Source organism: Variovorax paradoxus B4, assembly GCF_000463015.1.
In the GTDB taxonomy this organism is placed as follows: domain Bacteria; phylum Pseudomonadota; class Gammaproteobacteria; order Burkholderiales; family Burkholderiaceae_C; genus Variovorax; species Variovorax paradoxus_E.
The window spans coordinates 993,497-1,011,130 of sequence record NC_022234.1; the positions used below are offsets into that span (position 1 = coordinate 993,497).

Annotated in this window: 17 protein-coding genes and 1 pseudogene; 13 read left to right on the forward strand and 5 right to left on the reverse strand. The window is 67.2% G+C overall.

The window, feature by feature from the left end; all coding sequences use genetic code 11:
• Window positions 1-31 precede the first annotated feature (31 nt).
• Window positions 32-832, reverse strand: coding sequence for an IclR family transcriptional regulator domain-containing protein (locus VAPA_RS31725; RefSeq protein WP_230559062.1), 801 nt, complete (start codon window positions 830-832; stop codon window positions 32-34).
• An 82-nt stretch (window positions 833-914) separates the two neighbouring features.
• On the opposite strand from VAPA_RS31725, the gene VAPA_RS31730 reads away from it, so the two are divergent.
• From VAPA_RS31730 to VAPA_RS35670, 10 genes are all read left to right on the forward strand, one after another.
• A complete protein-coding gene (locus tag VAPA_RS31730; RefSeq protein ID WP_021004347.1) occupies window positions 915-1,883 on the forward strand; it encodes a Bug family tripartite tricarboxylate transporter substrate binding protein in 969 nt (322 codons plus the stop codon).
• Window positions 1,884-1,894: 11 nt separating this feature from the next.
• Entirely contained in the window at window positions 1,895-3,139 is a 1,245-nt protein-coding gene (locus VAPA_RS31735; protein ID WP_021004348.1) for an aromatic ring-hydroxylating dioxygenase subunit alpha, read from the forward strand.
• A 30-nt stretch (window positions 3,140-3,169) separates the two neighbouring features.
• The gene (locus VAPA_RS31740) at window positions 3,170-3,634 is read left to right on the forward strand and encodes an aromatic-ring-hydroxylating dioxygenase subunit beta (protein ID WP_021004349.1); all 465 of its coding nucleotides are present in this window, start codon (window positions 3,170-3,172) and stop codon (window positions 3,632-3,634) included.
• A gap of 2 nt (window positions 3,635-3,636) precedes the next feature.
• Window positions 3,637-4,596: a PdxA family dehydrogenase gene (locus VAPA_RS31745; RefSeq protein WP_021004350.1), complete on the forward strand. Its 960-nt coding sequence runs from the start codon at window positions 3,637-3,639 to the stop codon at window positions 4,594-4,596.
• Complete coding sequence (locus tag VAPA_RS31750) at window positions 4,593-5,606, forward strand: 2Fe-2S iron-sulfur cluster-binding protein (RefSeq protein WP_021004351.1); 1,014 nt, start codon at window positions 4,593-4,595, stop codon at window positions 5,604-5,606. Before VAPA_RS31745 ends, VAPA_RS31750 begins: the two co-directional genes overlap by 4 nt.
• Before the next feature lie 240 nt (window positions 5,607-5,846).
• Window positions 5,847-6,362: a MarR family winged helix-turn-helix transcriptional regulator gene (locus VAPA_RS31755; RefSeq protein ID WP_196232592.1), complete on the forward strand. Its 516-nt coding sequence runs from the start codon at window positions 5,847-5,849 to the stop codon at window positions 6,360-6,362.
• Between the two features lie 32 nt (window positions 6,363-6,394).
• Window positions 6,395-7,672 (forward strand): Rieske 2Fe-2S domain-containing protein, encoded by a 1,278-nt coding sequence (locus VAPA_RS31760; protein WP_021004353.1) that lies wholly within the window; start codon window positions 6,395-6,397, stop codon window positions 7,670-7,672.
• Between the two features lie 67 nt (window positions 7,673-7,739).
• Window positions 7,740-8,765, forward strand: coding sequence for a Bug family tripartite tricarboxylate transporter substrate binding protein (locus tag VAPA_RS31765; protein ID WP_021004354.1), 1,026 nt, complete (start codon window positions 7,740-7,742; stop codon window positions 8,763-8,765).
• A 48-nt stretch (window positions 8,766-8,813) separates the two neighbouring features.
• Complete coding sequence (locus tag VAPA_RS31770; RefSeq protein WP_021004355.1) at window positions 8,814-9,782, forward strand: PDR/VanB family oxidoreductase; 969 nt, start codon at window positions 8,814-8,816, stop codon at window positions 9,780-9,782.
• Window positions 9,783-9,935: 153 nt separating this feature from the next.
• Complete coding sequence (locus VAPA_RS35670) at window positions 9,936-10,358, forward strand: hypothetical protein (protein WP_413470488.1); 423 nt, start codon at window positions 9,936-9,938, stop codon at window positions 10,356-10,358.
• A 173-nt stretch (window positions 10,359-10,531) separates the two neighbouring features.
• Here VAPA_RS35670 and VAPA_RS31785 read toward each other — a convergent pair whose 3' ends face one another.
• Window positions 10,532-11,431, reverse strand: a complete 900-nt coding sequence (locus tag VAPA_RS31785) for a LysR family transcriptional regulator (protein WP_021004357.1) — start codon at window positions 11,429-11,431, stop codon at window positions 10,532-10,534.
• Window positions 11,432-11,524: 93 nt separating this feature from the next.
• Between VAPA_RS31785 and VAPA_RS31790 the strand changes: the two genes are divergently transcribed.
• The 3 genes and pseudogenes from VAPA_RS31790 to VAPA_RS31800 all read left to right on the forward strand — a co-directional run.
• Window positions 11,525-12,856, forward strand: coding sequence for an arylsulfatase (locus tag VAPA_RS31790; protein WP_021004358.1), 1,332 nt, complete (start codon window positions 11,525-11,527; stop codon window positions 12,854-12,856).
• Between the two features lie 38 nt (window positions 12,857-12,894).
• Entirely contained in the window at window positions 12,895-13,872 is a 978-nt protein-coding gene (locus VAPA_RS31795; RefSeq protein ID WP_021004359.1) for a Bug family tripartite tricarboxylate transporter substrate binding protein, read from the forward strand.
• Between the two features lie 49 nt (window positions 13,873-13,921).
• Window positions 13,922-14,221 (forward strand): annotated as a pseudogene (locus VAPA_RS31800) (dehydratase); the annotation flags it as partial.
• 5 nt (window positions 14,222-14,226) lie between these two features.
• Here the strand turns inward: VAPA_RS31800 and VAPA_RS31805 are convergent.
• From VAPA_RS31805 to VAPA_RS31815, 3 genes are read right to left on the reverse strand one after another with little or no spacing between them, the layout of a single operon-like run.
• Entirely contained in the window at window positions 14,227-15,390 is a 1,164-nt protein-coding gene (locus tag VAPA_RS31805; protein WP_021004361.1) for an acyl-CoA dehydrogenase family protein, read from the reverse strand.
• A complete protein-coding gene (locus VAPA_RS31810; RefSeq protein WP_021004362.1) occupies window positions 15,390-16,559 on the reverse strand; it encodes an acyl-CoA dehydrogenase family protein in 1,170 nt (389 codons plus the stop codon). The genes VAPA_RS31805 and VAPA_RS31810 overlap by 1 nt, the downstream gene beginning before the upstream one ends.
• A gap of 44 nt (window positions 16,560-16,603) precedes the next feature.
• The gene (locus VAPA_RS31815) at window positions 16,604-17,572 is read right to left on the reverse strand and encodes a Bug family tripartite tricarboxylate transporter substrate binding protein (RefSeq protein WP_021004363.1); all 969 of its coding nucleotides are present in this window, start codon (window positions 17,570-17,572) and stop codon (window positions 16,604-16,606) included.
• Between the last annotated feature and the right edge of the window lie 62 nt (window positions 17,573-17,634).

Here is a 17,634-nt window from a genome sequence, read left to right on the forward strand (position 1 = left end):
CACGCGCAGTTCCGCATGCCGCGTGCGCGGTTCAGGCGGCGTGCAGCCGCGCCACCAGGCTGCCAGCGGCCTTGCGCAACGGCGGCAGGAAGGTTTCGCGCACTTCCGCCAGCGTCATGCGTTCGGCGCGCACGGCGATGCTCATCGCCGCCATGACCTGGCCCGAGCGGTCGAACACGGGTACGGCCATCGATCGCACACCCAGTTCGAGCTCGCCGTCGTTGCTGGCGTAGCCTTCTTCACGGCAACGCGCGATGAGCGCCAGCACCTCGCCGGCATCGGTGACGGTGCGCGCGCTCAGGCGCGGGCGCGTCATGGCGCGCACGCGCCGCGCCGCCTCTTCGGGCGGCAAGCCTGCGAGCAACACGCGCCCCAATGCCGCGCAGTACGCCGGCAGCCGCGAGCCGATGCCCAGCCCCGTGCTCAGGCTGCGCCGCGCGGTCGAGCGCGCAATGATGATCGCGTCGTCGCCCTGCAGCATGGCCAACGACGCCGACTCCCGCGTGCGCTCCGACAGCGCATCGAGCAGCGGCTGCGCCAGCGAGGGCGCGGGCCGCGACGCGAGATACGCGTGCGCCACCAGCAGCGCCTTCGGCAGCATCCAGAACCGCTTGCCGTCGCTGTCGAGATAGCCCAGCGTCTGCAGCGTGAGCAGCGAGCGGCGCGCCGACGCGGGCGAGCTCTGCGTGAGCCGCCCCACCTCCGACACCGTGAGGCGGCTGTGCTGGCGGCCGAAGCAGGTCAGCACGTCGAGGCCCTTTTGCAGCGAGGCCACGAAATTCTTGTCGGGCACCACCTCTTCGCTGGGGGAATTCGCCTGGTTCTTGCGCATTGCGCAAATCTAGCTTGTTGCACGCGCCTTGGCAAAGAGACACTGGAATCCCCTCGATGCACGAACAACACGGAGACAACCAATGTTCCAGAGACTCACCCGGCGCGCGCTTGCGCTGCTGGCCTGCGCCTGCCTGATGGCGCAGGCCCAGGCACAGAACGACAACAAGATTGCACGCCTCGTGGTGCCCTTCCCCGCCGGCGGCACCGCCGACATCCTGCCGCGCGTGGTGGCCGACAAGCTGCGCGACCTGTACCCCGCGGGGGTGGTGGTGGAGAACCGCACCGGCGCGGGCGGCAACATCGGCGCCGACGTGGTGTTCCGCGCCGAGCCCGACGGCAAGACGCTGCTGGCCTCGCCGCCCGCACCCATCGCCATCAACCAGCACCTGTACAAGAAGCTCGGGTTCGACCCGACGCGCTGGGTGCCCGTGACCGTGCTGGCCACCGTGCCCAACGTGCTGGTGGTCAACCCCAAGCTGCCGGTGCACAGCGTGGCCGAGTTCGTCGCCTACCTGAAGGCCAACCCCGGCAAGGTGAGCTTCGCCTCGCAGGGCAACGGCACCACGTCGCACCTCACGGCCAGTCTCTTCATGCAACTCACGGGCACCGAGATGACGCACGTGCCCTACAAGGGCACCGCGCCCGCGCTGGTCGACCTCATCGGCGGGCAGGTCGATGTGTTCTTCGACAACATCTCCTCGTCGCTGCAGTTCGAGCGCACCGGCAAGGTCCGCATCCTGGCCGTAGCCGACGAGCAGCGTACCAAGGCCTTGCCCAACGTGCCCACCTTCGCCGAGCAGAAGCTGCCGGCCATGAACGCGGTCACCTGGTTCGCGGTCGTTGCGCCGCCGGGCACACCCGCGGCCACGGTCGATGCCACGCAGAAGGCGATGGCCGCGGCGCTCGCGCTGCCCGACGTGAAGCAGAAATTTGCCGAGCAAGGCGCCGAGCCGCGCGGCTGGGACAGCGCGCGCACCGGCCAGTTCATCCAGGCGGAATCGGCCAAGTGGCACAAGGTCATCCAGGCCGCCAAGGTCACCATGGAATAAGCGATCTCCCCATGCACAACGACATCCAATCCCAGCCGGTCCACTGGTCCGGCCCCGGCCTCACGCGCATCCCGTTTGCGGTCTACAGCGACCCCCAGCTCGCGGCCGACGAACAGGCGCGCATCTTTCGCGGCGAGGTCTGGAACTATCTTTGCCTGGAGGCCGAGCTGCCCGACGCCGGCAGCTACCGCACCACCTTTGCGGGCGAAACGCCGGTGGTGGTGGTGCGCGACGACGACGGCGAGATCTACGCCTTCGAGAACCGCTGCGCCCACCGCGGTGCATTGATCGCACTCGAGAAATCGGGCCGCAGCGACAACTTCCAGTGCGTCTACCACGCCTGGAGCTACAACCGCCAGGGCGATCTGACCGGCGTGGCGTTCGAGAAGGGCGTGAAGGGCCAGGGCGGCATGCCCGCCAGCTTCTGCAAGGAAGCGCATGGCCCGCGCAAGCTGCGCATCGCGAGCTTCTGCGGCCTGGTCTTCGGCAGCTTCAGCGAGAACGTGCCATCGATCGAAGAGTATCTCGGCGACGAGATCTGCCAGCGCATCGAACGCGTGCTGCACAAGCCGGTGGAGGTCATCGGCCGCTTCACGCAGGCACTGCCCAACAACTGGAAGCTCTACGTCGAGAACGTCAAGGACAGCTACCACGCCAGCCTGCTGCACCTGTTCTTCACCACCTTCGAGCTCAACCGCCTGTCGCAGAAAGGCGGCGTGATCGTCGACGGGAGCGGCGGCCATCATGTGAGCTATTCGATGATCGACACGGCCGCAGAGAAGGATGCGTCATACAGGGAGCAGGCCCTTCGCTCCGACAACGACCGTTACCGCTTGAAGGACCCGAGCGTCCTGGCCGGCTTCAAGGAGTACGACGACGGCGTGACGTTGCAGATCCTGTCGGTGTTCCCCGGCTTCGTGCTGCAGCAGATCCAGAACTGCCTGGCCGTGCGCCAGGTACTGCCCAGAGGCACGACGCGCACCGAACTGAACTGGACCTACATCGGCTATGCCGACGACACCCCCGAGCAGCGCAAGGTACGGCTCAAGCAATCGAACCTGGTCGGCCCGGCCGGCTTCATCTCGATGGAGGACGGCGCGGTCGGAGGGTTCGTGCAGCGCGGCATCGCCGGCGCGGCCGACCATGAGGCCATCGTCGAAATGGGCGGTGACGCGACGGCCTCCAGCGAAGGCCGGGCCACCGAGGCCTCGGTGCGCGGCTTCTGGAAAGCCTACCGCCGGCACATGGGCGCATGAGTCGCTAGCGAAGCAAAGAGAGAACCCACGATGATCGACCTGCTGGCGCTGTGCGCCTTCAACGCGGCCTATGCCGACACCATCGACAGCGATGCGCTGGAGCAATGGCCCGGCTTCTTCACCGAAGAATGCCACTACCGCATCACCCACATCGAGAACGAGCGCGAAGGCCTCGCGGCCGGCATCGTCTACGCCGACTCGCGCGCGATGCTCGAAGACCGCATCGCCGCGCTGCGCGAGGCCAACATCTACGAACGCCAGCGCTACCGGCACCTGCTGGGCATGCCACGGCTGCAGAACGCGCAGGCCGAAAGCGCCGAGGCGCGCACGCCTTTCATCGTGGCGCGCATCATGGCCACGGGCCAGACCGAGGTGTTCGCCACCGGCGTCTACCAGGACCGCTTCGTCCGGCAGGAAGGACAGCTGCGCCTGCAATCGCGCGTGGCGGTGTGCGACAGCACGGTCATCGACACCCTGCTCGCGCTGCCGCTGTGACCATGCGCGCCCCCTCCTGCAAACTCGCGCTGGCCGCCGGCGATCCGAACGGCATCGGTCCGGAGATTGCGCTGAAGGCGCTCGCCGCACTGCCCGCAGCCGACCGCGCGCGCCTCACGCTCTACGGCCCCGCCAGCGTGTTCGAGCGCACGGCGGCACAACTCAGCCTGGCTGCGCTGCTACGCGACGTGCGGCTCGTGAGCGTGGGCGAGCTGCCCGCGAGCGCCGCGGTGCCCGGCCGCATCGATGCGGCGGCGGGCGCGTCGGCCGTCGCCTCCGCCACCGCCGCGCTGCAGGCCTGCCGACGCGGCGAGGTCGATGCGGTGGTCGCCTGCCCGCACCACGAGACCGCCATCCACCAGGCCGGCATCGCCTTCAGCGGCTACCCGTCTCTGGTCGCGCGCGTGTGCGGCGTGCCCGAGGACCGCGTGTTCCTCATGCTGGTGGGCGGCGGCCTGCGCATCGTGCATGCCACGCTGCACGAGAGCGTTCGCGCCGCGCTCTATCGGCTGACACCGGCACTGGTCGCGCAAGCCGTCCGGGCTGGCGCGCGAGCCTGCGCGCTGCTGGGCGTGGCCGATCCTTCGATCGGCGTGTTCGGCATCAACCCGCACGCCTCGGAAGGCGGCCTGTTCGGGCCGGAAGACGCCGCCATCGTGGTGCCCGCCGTCGACACGCTGCGCGCCGAGGGCCTGCGCATGCACGGCCCGGCCGGTGCCGACATGCTGCTGGCCCAACGTGGGCACGGCGGCCACGACCTCTACGTGGCAATGCTGCACGACCAGGGCCACATCCCGGTCAAGCTGCTCGCGCCGCAGGCCGCCAGTGCGCTCAGCATCGGCGCCGATGCGTTGCTGTCGAGCGTGGGGCACGGCAGCGCCATGGACATCGCGGGCCGTGGCGCGGCCGACCCGAAAGCCGTACTTCGCACCATCGCGCTGCTCTCGGGAGGCCGGCCATGAGCCATCGCATCTTCATCGCCGGCCGCGACGTCGCCTTCGAATGCGCGGACAACGAAAGCGTGCTCGATGCGGCAGCGCGCGCCGGCATCGAGCTGCCCTACTCGTGCCGCAAGGGCGTTTGCGGCAATTGCGCCGGCGCCGTGGTGCGCGGCGAGGTGGGGGCCATCGGCACGGGCGCCATCACCAACGAGACCTGCCTGCCGAACCAGGTGCTGTTCTGCATGTGCGCGCCGCGCGGCGACATCGAGATCGCGCCGACCGCGATGCGCCGCGTCGACCCTGACGCGCGCAAGCGTTTCACGGCGAAGGTGTTCCGCAACGAGCTGGCCGCGCTCGACGTGTCTGTGCTGCAGATGCGCCTGCCCGCGGGGCAGCGCGCCAGGTTCAGGGCCGGACAGTACCTGCAGCTTTCGCTGCCCGACGGCAGCACGCGCAGCTACTCCATGGCCAATGCGCCGCACGAGAGCGACGCCGTCACGCTGCACGTGCGCCATGTGCCGGGCGGCGCCTTCAGCGCGCGCGTGTCGCAGCTGGCGGCAGGCGAGCTGCTCGACATCGAGCTGCCCTTTGGCGCGTTCTCGCTGCAGCAGGAACAGGCGCGGCCCGTGGTGTTCGTGGCGGGCGGCACCGGCTTCGCGCCGGTGAAGTCCATCCTGGACGACATGCTCAAGCGGCGCATCGACCGGCCCATCACGCTGATCTGGGCGGCGCGGCAGGCCGACGGCATCTACCTGCGCCCGGCAGTCGCGCGCTGGCAGAAGCAATGGCCGAGGATGCGCTTCGTCAGTGCGCTGAGCGACGACGGCGCGGCAGGCGACGGCGACTTCGCGGGCCGAGCCGACGAGGCGCTGCTCGCCACGTGCGCCGACCTGCGGGGACATGAGCTGTATTGCTGCGGCTCACCAGCGATGGTGAACGCGGTGCGCAACGCAGCGCTGCGGCATCGCAGACTCGACGCGGGCGACTTCCACTCCGACGTGTTCGTCGAGGGGCCAGCCGCCCACCCTTGAGTGGGAACGTCCGCTTCGCCTTCGGCGTGGGCATATTCTCGATCATCAGGTTCACGCAGGCCGCTTGCGACGGCGAGGCGGCGTCGATTGCGCGCTGCGCGATGCAACATGCGGGAAAACCCGATCGTTGACATATCAACGTTGATAGATCAACAATAGTCATCGCGTTCATCTCCTGCCCCTACGATGCCAGCCAAGAAATTACCTGCCGCACCTCGCCGCGCTTCCCATCCACGCGCAGTGGAAAAGGTCGCGCAGCGGCGCTCTGACACCAGCGATCCCGTGATGGAGCGGCCATTGCCCGCGCTCGCAACGGATTTCATCGGATGGCTGGTCACGAGCCTGTCCGTCCGCCTGAGCCGCAGCGCATCGAGCTTCTACATGCAGCGCTGGGACATCGGGACGACGGAGTACCGGCTTCTCTTGGCCTTGGGTGTCGAGCACGAATGCAGCGCCGCGTTCGTTGCCGCTGCCGCGGACGTCGACAAGGCCGCGGCCAGTCGGAGCCTGCAGGTCCTCAGTCAGCAGGGCCTTGTCACACTCGCTCGGCATGGACGCGAGATGACGATCAGCCTGACCGAGACGGGTCGCTCCCTCTCCCAGGAGCTGTACAGCACATCGCAGCAGCGCGAAGCCCGTTTGACCGATGGCATGAGCGCCGCACAGGTCAAACGCCTGCGCGCGGACCTGCACAAGCTGATCGAGAACCTTCCGAGGCTGGGCGACGACGCCTTCGAGGCCGACCTCTCGGACTGAAATACCACTCCACAACGGTACCCACGTCAATCATGCTCAGCAAAGAAAACAACGACCTCCTCACGCGCACCAACCCCGATACCCCGATGGGGAAGCTGATGCGGTGCTTCTGGACCCCGGCGATGACCGAGGCCGAGGTACCTGGCACCGACGAGCCGCCCGTGCGTCTGCAACTGCTCGGAGAAGCGCTGGTGGTGTTCCGCGACACGGAAGGCCGCATCGGCGTGCTCGACCAGCATTGCCCGCACCGCGGTGCCAGTCTCTTCTTCGGCCGCAACGAGGAAGGCGGCGTGCGTTGTGTCTATCACGGCTGGAAGTTCGGCGTGGATGGCCAGTGCCTGGACATGCCGACCGAGGCACCCGACAGTCCCATGCGCTGCAAGGTGCGCGCGCGCGCCTATCCGGCGCGCATCGCCGGGGGCGTGCTCTGGGTCTACATGGGCGAGCCCGACAAGGAGCCTCCGCTGCCCGACTTCGAGTGGCTCGGGCTGCCCTCCTCGCACGTCTACGTCTCGCGCTGGGAACAGGACTGCAACTACGCCCAGGCCATGGAGGGAGAACTGGACAGCGCGCATGTCGGCTTCCTGCACAGCCTCGTCGACAGGACGAATGACGATGATCGCGCCCTCACCGGCCGGTTCTTCAAGAACGACAAGGCGCCACTCTGGAAGATCGTGCCGAGCCCATCGGGCTTCATGGCCTGCAACGGGCGCCGCGTCGACGAGAGCCAGCGCTATTGGCGCCTGAACCAGTTCCTGCTGCCCTTCTACACCATGATTCCGCCGCATCCTGCCGAAGCCCGGCTGGTGCGCATGTGGGTGCCGATGAACGATGAGCGCTGCTGGGTGCTGTGTGCCACCTTCCGACCGGATCGTCCGCTGGAAGAGAAGGAGCTGAAGGCGTGGCGCAACGGCGACTACGCGCACCGCAGGGTCGTTCCAGGCACCACGCGGCCGACCGAGCGCCTGGACAACGACTACCTCATCGATCGGCAGCTGCAGAAGACCGTGTCCTTCACCGGGATCGCGGGCATCCGCGCACAGGATGCAATGGTCGCCGAGTCGGCCGGTCCCATCGTCGACAGGACGCGCGAGCATCTCGGCACCAGCGATCGCGCCGTGGTCGCGATGCGCCGCTTGCTTATCGACGCGGCGCTCGCCTGCGCGGAAGGCCAGCGCCCCGTGGGCCCGGACATGCCGCACCTGTACAGCGTGCGTGCGACGCAGGCCGTGCTGCCTGAAAGCCTCGACCCCACCGAGTCGGAAGAACTGATAGGCACGGCACGACCGAAGGACCTGTCAGCCACCTGAGGGCCACCCCGGGATTTGCGACCCGGCGACACCCGACGCGTCCATACACAAGACCAGGAGACATACGATGAAATTCCCTCACTTTCCCCTCGGCGCGCGGGCGCTGATCCGCAATCTTTTTCTGGCCGGCGCCATCGCCCTCGGCGCAGGCGTGGGACAGGCTGCCGAAACAGACTATCCCAAACAGCCGGTGACCATCATCGTTCCGTTCGCGCCCGGCGGCAGTCTGGACGCGACCGCCCGCGTCATTGCGGAAAAGCTGCGCGACCTATTGGGCCAACCGGTGCTGGTCGTGAACCGTCCAGGCGCGGGCAGCGCGGTCGGAGCGCGTTACGTCGCCCAGGCCAAGCCCGATGGCTACACCCTGTTCATTGCGTCCGGTTCCGCGTTCGGCTTCCTGAACCTGATCGTGCCGAACTTCGAGTACCAGCTGAAGGACTACACGCCGCTCGGCGGCGTGGCCATCTATACCTCGCTGTTCGCGGTCAACGCGTCGGCGCAGGTCAAGACGTTGCCTGAGCTGGTGAAACTGGCACACGACAGGCCGGGCGGCCTGAGCTTCTGCACGACCGGCGTGAGTGGGCTGAATCATCTGCAGCTCGAGATGTTCAAGGGCCTGGTGAAGTCCAAGACGGGAACCGCCCTGAATGTCATCCATGTGCCCTACAACGGCGTTGCCCCGGCCCTGACCGGCTTACGGGCGGGCGAAGTGCAGGCCTGCGCGCTGCCGTACAGCTCGATCGTGCGGAACTTCGAGGGCAACGGTATTCGCAACATCGCCGTTCAGCGGCACGAGCGCCTGAAGGCCATGCCGCAGGTCGGAACCACCGGCGAGCAGGGCTACCCGGAGATGGACGACAACGAACAGCTTGTGACTCTGTCGGCGCCCGCGGGCACGCCTGCGAGCGTGGTCGCGAAACTCGAAGCCGCGCTGCAGACCACGATGAAGGACGCAGAGATCGTCAGGAAGCTGAACGACCTTGACGTCCAGCCCACTTTCGTGGGGTCCTCGGACGCCAGGAAATGGCTCGAGAAGGATGTGACCAAGTTCAGCAAGGTCATCAAGGCCGCCGGCCTTACAGTGCAACAGTGAGGAAGGCTGAAGGCCACCGGTCCTTCTCGGCCGCGGTCTCGGGAAGAAATGCAGAAGCAAGAAGAGAAAAACGCAGGCCGGGGTGAGAGCGTCTTCGCGGTCCAGGTGGCTGCCATGCGCCTGGAATCGCCGGCCGTGCTGAGCATCGAACTTCGCCACATCGAGGATCGCGCGCTCCCGCCCGCTTCGCCCGGCTCCCATGTGGATGTACGTCTCGCCAACGGCGTGACGCGCCCCTATTCGGTGGTCAGCGGTGAAGAAGGAGTCTACGTGCTGGCCGTGAAGCGTGAAACGGACAGTCGAGGCGGATCGGCCTACGTGCACGACCGGTTGCGTGTCGGCGACATGATTCAAGTGTCCGCGCCACGGAACCAGTTTGCACTGGCAGACCATGATGGCCCGTCGCTGCTCCTCGCCGGTGGCATCGGCATCACACCGCTGCTGCCGATGGCAAGGACCTTGGAGCGCAAAGGCCGGCCATGGCGCCTGCACTACACAACCAGCCACGCGGCGGTCGCGCCTTTTGCGCGAGAGCTTCGGCAACTGGGAGAGCGCGTGCACCTGCACAGCAGTGCCAGCGCGGGCCGCATCGACTTGGGCGCGCTCGTGTCCGACGCTGTGCCGGGCACGCACTTCTACTGCTGTGGGCCCGAAGGCATGCTCGATGCGTTTACCGAAGCGACACGGGACATCGATCCAGCGCGCGTTCACGTGGAGCGCTTCGGCGCCGCAGCGCCACCGCCGGATGCGGGCAGCTTCGAATTGCGCCTGGCCAGGAGCGGACGCAGCGTCATGGTGGGGCCCGAACTGAGCACACTCGACGCGCTTCTGCAGGCTGGAGTGAATGTCGACTATTCCTGTCGCCAGGGCATCTGCGGTTCCTGCGAGGTGCATGTGCTCGAGGGCATCCCCGAACACCGCGACGAAATCCTTACCGAAGCCGAGCGGGCGAGCAACAAGACGATGATGGCTTGCTGCTCGCGCGCTTGCAGTGCGACGCTGGTAGTTGATCTCTAGGCACCCCCGCGAAAGGCGACCGCCGCAGGACCCGATCCTCCCGGTCCCGATTTCGCTTGGCGACTCTGTCCGTCTGACGAAGTACCGGGCTTCTCAGACACTCCGGCGTGCGGCCGGCCGCTGCTCCCTATGCGCCGGACTCATCATTCGGCCATGATGTTCGCAGTCTTGATGATCTGCGCCCACTTGCGGGTTGCGCTCGCAATGAACGCGCTGAAGTCCTCGCTGGTGCTCCCGCGAAGTTGCAGTCCCGCGGCCTCGGCCCTGCGACGGACATCCGCATCGGTCACCGCGGCATTGATCTCCGCGTTCAGCCGCGCGACGATGCTGGGCGGCGTTCCGGCCGGCGGCACCGTCCTTCGCAAGGATCCCTCGCTGCTGTGCGCGGTACGACTGGAGCATGCGGCGGACGAAATCGCCAGGGGCGGCGTACAAAGGCTCAAAGTCGGACCGCAGGTCGTCCTGCCGTCGTTCGGCTTGTTCTTTCGACGAGACGGATTGGCGCAGCCTGCGGTCCTCGCGGAATTTGCGCATGCCATGCGGTCTGTCAGTGGAGCCAACATTCCGAAGATATGAGCGACGGTGCAACTGCCGTCCGCCCCCTTTCCGGTCGACCAGTTCAGTTGCAATGCGGCGCATTGGTCAGTTCACTGACCCGGCCAGAGTTCGTGGTCAGCGCTTCTCAGGATGTTCCGCGGCGTAACCCAAACGATGCACAAGTTCGGGCACCAACGCTGGTCGAAGATCTCTCAGCTGCGCCCAAGCGCGAGAAGGTTGTCGCGCAGCGTCTGCATCAGCGGAGACCATGCCGACCCGGGCCGAGAGAGCAGCACCACCGCGCGGGGGATGCGGAGGGCGGCAATGGGCAGTACGGCGAATCGGTGGTCCGGCGCATGCCGCATGAACGAACGCGGCACCAGCGTGACAAGGTCGGTCGTCGCGAGCACGGAGAGGTTCATCTCCGACGCGAAGGGAACTTGCATGACGATCGTGGGTGGGGGAAGACCGTGCCGTGCAAATATCTCTTCCAAAGCACGGTATGCGGCCGAGTGCACGGGGCCGGTCATCCATCCGAAGTTCGCGACGTCTTTGAGCGACAGGCGCGAACGCAAGGCCAGCGGGTGCTTTGCGCGCACCAGCGGCAGCATGGGATCGTTGTCAATCTTGGTCCGCTCGGCTTCCAGCGGCTGGCCCTCGTAGGCGGGCACCAGGGCGAGATCCAATTCTCCCTCGACCACCTGCACAGCCAATGCATCCGAGCGGTCCACCCGCACCCGGACGCGCAGTCCCGGACGTTGCATCAGCAGCGGCCCGAGCACCGCCGCGATTCGATTGCCAGCCGTGGTGTCGGTCACGCCGATGCGCAGGAGGCCGGCTTGCTGGGCCCGCATGGCGTCGGCCAGCAGGACCGTGTCGGCGTAGTTGGCCTGCAGCCTGCGCATCTGTTCCGCCAGCCTGAGGCCCGCGGACGTCAACGTCATGCCGCGAACACTGCGTTCGAAGATCTGGAGTCCGAATTCCTGTTCCACCCGCCGTACCGCCTTGGTCAGTGCAGGCTGCGTCACGCCCTGCGCTTCCGCCGCCGAAGAAAGCTGGCCGGCCTTGGCGACCGCCAGGAAATATTGGATGTCGCGGATCGCGAGTGACATTCCTGGATTTTATGGAATTCCTTCCATCCGGGAATACCTCTGCTTGCAAACGCAGCGTAGATTCATGGTTCCAGTCCACAGGCCAGCCCCACGATGCCTTCCCGCGCCACACCCAATATCGTCCTCATCCTCGCCGACAACCTCGGCTGGGGCGAACTCGGCTGCTACGGAGGCGGTGCCCTGCGGGGAGCCCCCACCCCCAACATCGACGCGCTCGCGAAGCAAGGATTGCTGCTGCAGAACTTCAATGTCGAGAGCGACTGCGTCCCAACGCGCTCGGCGCTCATGAGCGGACGGCATCCGATCCGCACAGGCTGCCTGCAGTCGGTGCCTCCGGGTCTTCCTCAGGGGCTGACCCGCCGCGAGATCACCCTGGCGCAGTTGCTGTCCGGCCAGGGGTATGCCACGGCCCACTTCGGCAAGTGGCACCTGGGAGACGTGCCGGGGCGCTTTCCATCGGACCGGGGTTTCGACGAGTGGTACGGCATTCCGCGCACCACGGATGAGAGCCAGTTCACGTCGACCGTCGGTTTCGACCCGAGCGTGGTGGACCTGCCATGGATCATGCAGGGGCTTCGGGGCGAGCAGTCCGAGGGCGTGAAGGTCTACGACCTGGAGGCGCGCCGCGGCATCGATGCGGATCTGGTCGATCGCTCGATCGAGTTCATGCAGCGCAATGCCGCCGCGCGCAAGCCCTTCTTCCTTTATCTACCGCTCGTCCATCTTCACTTTCCGACGCTGCCGCACCCCGAGTTCGCGGGGCGGACCGGCGCCGGCGATTTTGCAGATTGCATGGTGGAGATGGACCACCGGGTGGGCCAGGTGGTCAAGGCGATCGGCGAACTGGGCCTGGCCGACGACACCCTCCTGATCTTCTGCAGCGACAACGGCCCCGAATTCCGCGCGCCCTACCGGGGCACGGCGGGTCCCTGGTCCGGGACCTACCACACGGCCATGGAGGGCAGCCTGCGCGTGCCCTTCATCGTGCGCTGGCCGGGCCGCATTCCGGCCGGCCGCGTGAGCAGCGAGATCGTGCACGTGACCGATCTCTACACGACGCTGGCGGGACTCGCCGGCGTCTCGGTGCCTCAGGACCGCCCGATCGATGGCGTCGACCAGTTGCCATTCTTCCTGGGCGACCAGGACAAGTCGGCGCGCGAGGGCTTTGCGTTCTACATCAAGAACGAGCTGCGGGCCGTCAAGTGGAGGGACTGGAAGCTGCATTTCTACTGGGAGCCTCAGGTGAACGAAGGCAAGGGCAAGCTGGAGTCGCCTTATCTCTTCAACATCACGCGGGACCCCAAGGAAGAGACGGACGTGCTGGTCTACAACACCTGGGTCCTCGGCCCCGCGCTCAAGCTGGTCAAGTCCTTCCAGGACAGTTTCCAGAAGCATCCGAACACGCCGCCGGGCCAGCTCGATTGATGCTGTATTGCCTTCCCAACCTCGATCGTCTCCCCGCCATGAATGCACCCATCCCCTGCCGCCGGCGCATGCTCGCCCTCCTCGCCGGTACCGCCTGCATCGCGGTGGCGCCACCGCTCTTCGCGCAAGGCGCTGGCTCGGGCCAGATCATCACCTGGCTCGTCGGACAGCCAGCGGGAGGAACCGTCGACGTCGTGACTCGCCTGTTGGCGCGCCAGGTCGAACAGGCGCTTGGGCAGACCGTCGTCGTGGACAACCGGCCGGGCGCTGCCGGCGCCATCGCGCTGCAGGCCGCAGCCAAGGCTCCCGGCAACGGTTCCACGCTGGTGACGGTGCCAGGTCCGATCCTGACGAACGTTCCGACGCCGCACTTGGGCAAGGAGCTCGCGGGTGTTGCCATGCTCGCCAAGGGCCCCATGGTCCTTGTCGGCACCACGGCCAGCGCGCTACCGACCAATCTCGAGGCGTTGCTGGCCGCGGCGAAGAAGGACCCGAAGGCCTTCGCGTTCGCAACCTCGGGCAACGGAACGAGCCAGCACCTGGCGGGCGAGATGATGAACCAAATGGCCGGGACCCAGATCGTCCACGTCCCCTACAAGGGCGGCAGCCAGGCCGTCGCGGATGTCGTCGGCGGCCAGGTTCCCCTCGGGATACTTGGCATCACGCCGGTCCTGCCGCACATCAAATCCGGCAAGCTGCGAGCCTACGCAGTGACCACCGCATCGCGATCGGCGATGCTGCCGGACACGCCCACCTTCGGCGAGGCCGGGCTCAAAGGGTTCGACGCCGACCAGTGGTTCGCGGTTGCGACCGCCACTGGCGCGCCGCCGGATCGGATCGCCGCGCTGAACGCTGCCATCACCAGGGCCTTGCAGAACCCCGAAGTACGGGCTGCATTCGCCAGCGCGGGGATTGTGACTGCAACCGCAACAGCCCAGCAGACCACCGACTTCGTCTCCCGGGACCTGGCGCGGTGGCAAGCGCTCGCCCAGAAGGCTCGTCTTCCGCTCGAGTAGGAAACTGTTGATTGCCGCCGAAAATTGACCCGGCGGGGATGCGGCGTTCGCAAGAGGCACGCGCTTCGGCGGAATGATCGCCAGCGGCACGCACACCACCTCGCTGCTGATGGGACTGACCGCCACGCATTTCGCGAAGAAGGGAAACGTCCTGGGCATCAACTTCTCCGTCGATCTGCTGCGGCCCGTGTTGGCGAGCGAGACGGTGCTGATCGAGTGGAGCGTTTCATCGATCGCGGCCCGTCCAAAGGGCGGCAGCATCATCGAGCTGCAGGGATGCATGAAAGGATCAGACGACCGGACCCGCGTGCTCGCGCACGGCACGGTCCTGCTGACCGCCAGCGAGTGACGGCCTCAAGGGCGCAGCGATTCCTTCAGGATGCGGCGGGCCAGCGTCGAGCGGTGCACCTCCGACGCGCCGTCGTAGACGCGAAAAGGCCGCATCTCGCGCAGGATCATCGACACGGGCGCGTCTTCCGACATGCCGAGCGCGCCCATGATCTGCGCGGCGCGGTCCGCCACCCGCCCCACGGCTTCCGACACGAACACCTTGACCATGGCCGACTCGTGCTTGATGCTTTCATGGGCATCGAGCTTGGCGGCCGCGTGCCAGGTCATCAGGCGTGCGGCATGCAGGTCGATGTGCGAGTCCGCCACCATCGCCTGCACCTGCTGCAGCTGCGCGAGCGGCTGCCCGAACGAGCTGCGCCGGTTGGCGTAGTCCTGCGCCAGCGCCATCGCGCGCGAGGCGCGGCCGATGAAGCGCATGCAGTGCGACAGACGCGCCGGTTCGAGCCGCATCTGCGCATAGGCGAAGCCCTGGCCCGCCTCGCCCAGCACCGCGCCGTCATCGACGAAGCAATCCTGCAGTTCGATCTCGCCATGCCCGCCGATCTGGAAACCATCGATGCTCGCGATGTTGCGCACCACGCGATAGCCGGGGTTGCCGGCATCAACGATGAAGATCGTGGCACCCTCGCCCGTCTTCGCCAGCACCAGCGCGAACGAGGCGCCGACCGCCCCGCTGATGAACCACTTGCGGCCGTTGATGACCCAGCCGCCGGGGCGGCGCGCGGCCACCGTCTGCAGCATCGACGGATCGGACCCCGCGCCGGGCTCGGGTTCGGTCATCGCGAAACACGACCGGGCCTCGCCGCGCGCGAGCGGCACCAGGTAGCGCTGCTGCTGCGCCGGCGATCCTTCGGCGAGCAGGTTGATCATGTTCGGCTGGTCCGGCGGTGCGCAGTTCATGGCCAATGGCGCCAGGAAGCTCCGGCCGGCCTCTTCGAGCACCACCGAACGATCGCGCCAGGACAGGCCCAGGCCGCCCCACGCCACCGGCAGCTGCGGTGCGTAGATGCCGGCCTCCATGGCCTTGGCGCGCAATGAACGGGTCGCCGCTTCCAGTGCGTCCAGATCGTGGGCCAGCGCCGGGCACTCGCGCGGAATGGCCTCTTCCTCGACGAAGCGCCGGACCGCCTCGCGCAGGGCCGGAAGGCGGTCGCTGTAGCCGAACATCAGGCGCCTTCGCTGCCGTAGCCGGCTTTGGCCAGCGTGCGCCTGGCGATGTTGAGCTGGTGGATCTGGCTCGTGCCTTCGTACAGCCGGAACAGCCGCACGTCGCGGTAGAAGCGCTCCATGCCGTGGTCGGCGATGTAGCCGTAGCCGCCCAGCATCTGCACGCTGCGGTCGGCCACGCGGCCGCACATCTCGGACGCGAAGTACTTGCAGATCGACGCTTCCATCGTCACGTCGATGCCTTCGTCGCGCTTGCGCGCGGTGTCCAGCACCAGCGCCCGGGCCGCATGGATCTCGGTCTGGCTGTCGGCGATCAGGGCCTGGATCAGCTGGAAGCCCGAAAGCACCTGGCCGAACTGCCTGCGCGTGGACACGAACGCCACGGCGTCCTGCAGCATGCGGATCGCCGGCCCGATGCACAGGGCCGCCAGGTGGATGCGCTGCTTGTTCAGCACCTTCATTGCCGTCTTGAAGCCCTGCCCCTCGCGCCCGCCGATGACGTTCTCCGCCGGCACGATGCAGTCGTTCATGTGCACCTCCGACACGGGCGAGCCTGCCTGCCCCATCTTCCTGTAGGCCGGCCCGGTGCTGAGCCCGGGCATGCCGCGCTCGACCAGGAAGGCCGTGACACCGCGTGCCGACAGGTCGTTGGGGTCGGTGCGCGCCATCACCGTGAAAAGGCCCGCGATCGGCGCGTTGGTGATGAAGCACTTGGTGCCGTTGATCACGTAGTGGTCGCCGTCGCGCCGCGCCGAGGTGCGCAGCGACACGGCGTCCGAACCGGCTTCGGGTTCGGTCAGCGCGAACGCGCCGGTCAGCTCGCCGCTGGCCAGCCGCGGAAGGTAGCGCCGCTTCTGAGCTTCCGTGCCGTCGGCCACCAGGGCTTCGGATCCGATGCCGGTGTTGGTGCCGACACGGGCCCGGAACGCCACCGAGCATTGCGACAGCTCCATCGCCGCCAGCACCAGTTCCTCGGTCGTCATGCCCGCGCCGCCATAGGCCTCGGGGATCGAATAGCCGAACAGGCCCTGCGCCGCCATGTCGGCCACCAGGTCGGCGGGCACTTCGTCGGCGTCGGCCACGCGCGCTTCGTTCGGCACCAGCCGCTCGCGCACGTAGCTGCGCAAGCGGCCCAGGAATTGCTCGAACGCTTGGGGATCACGCTGCATGATGTGTTGCTCCTTGCTTCATTGGGTGGATGCGCGGGGAGGCGTCAGTCCAGCTTGGTTCCGGTGGACTTCACCAGCGCCGCCCACGAGGCTGTTTCGGTCTTGATCACCGCGGCAAACTGCGCCGGGGTGTTGCCGACCGGCTCGGCGCCCAAGGCCACCAGGCGATTGCGAAGCTCGGGCTTTTCCAGCGCCTTCGTCGTGGCGGCGTGCAGGCGCTCGACGATGGCCGTGGGCGTCGCTGCGGGCACCATCAGGCCCTTCCATGCACCGAAGCTGAAGCCCTTGACGGACTCGGAAATGGTCGGCACGTCGGGCGCGACCGTGGCCCGCTTGTCGGTGGACACCGCCAACGCCCTGAGCCTGCCCGACTGCACATGCGGCCACAGGGCGGGCATGTTGTCGATCATCATCGCGATCTGGCCGGCGAGCAGATCGTTCATCGCAGGGCCCGTGCCCTTGTACGGGACGTGGACCATCGTGGTGCCGGTGAGCTGGTTGAACCATTCGCCGGCCAGGTGGGACGGGCTGCCGTTGCCCGCCGAGCCGAAGCTGACCTCCTTCGGCCTGGACCTGGCATAGGCGATGAACTCGGTCACCGTCTTCGCCGGGACCTTCGGGTTGACCGCCATCAGGTTGGGCTCCTGAATCAGCAAGGTCACCGGCCGCAGGTCCTTCGCGGGGTCGTAGGGCATCCTGGCGTAGAGGCTCGGGTTGATCACCGTGGGGCCTGCCGCCGCAATCAGCAGCGTGTAGCCGTCGGGCGCCGACTTGGCGACGTAGTCGCCCCCGATGTTGCCGCCGGCGCCCGCCTTGTTCTCGACGATGACGGGCTGACCCAGTTCCGGACTCAGGGCCGCGGCCAGCAGCCGGGCCAGCACGTCCGTGGAGCCGCCCGGTGCAAAGGGCACGATGAGGCGAACCGGTTTGGTCGGATAGGAAGCCGGGTCGGCGTGCACCACGGAAGCCGTTGCCAGCAGACAGGCGGCAGCGAGCATGAACATCTTGCGCATGGGGAGTCTCCGGTTGATTTTTCGCCAGGGCCCGGAGACTACGCAGCGGCATGACATATGGA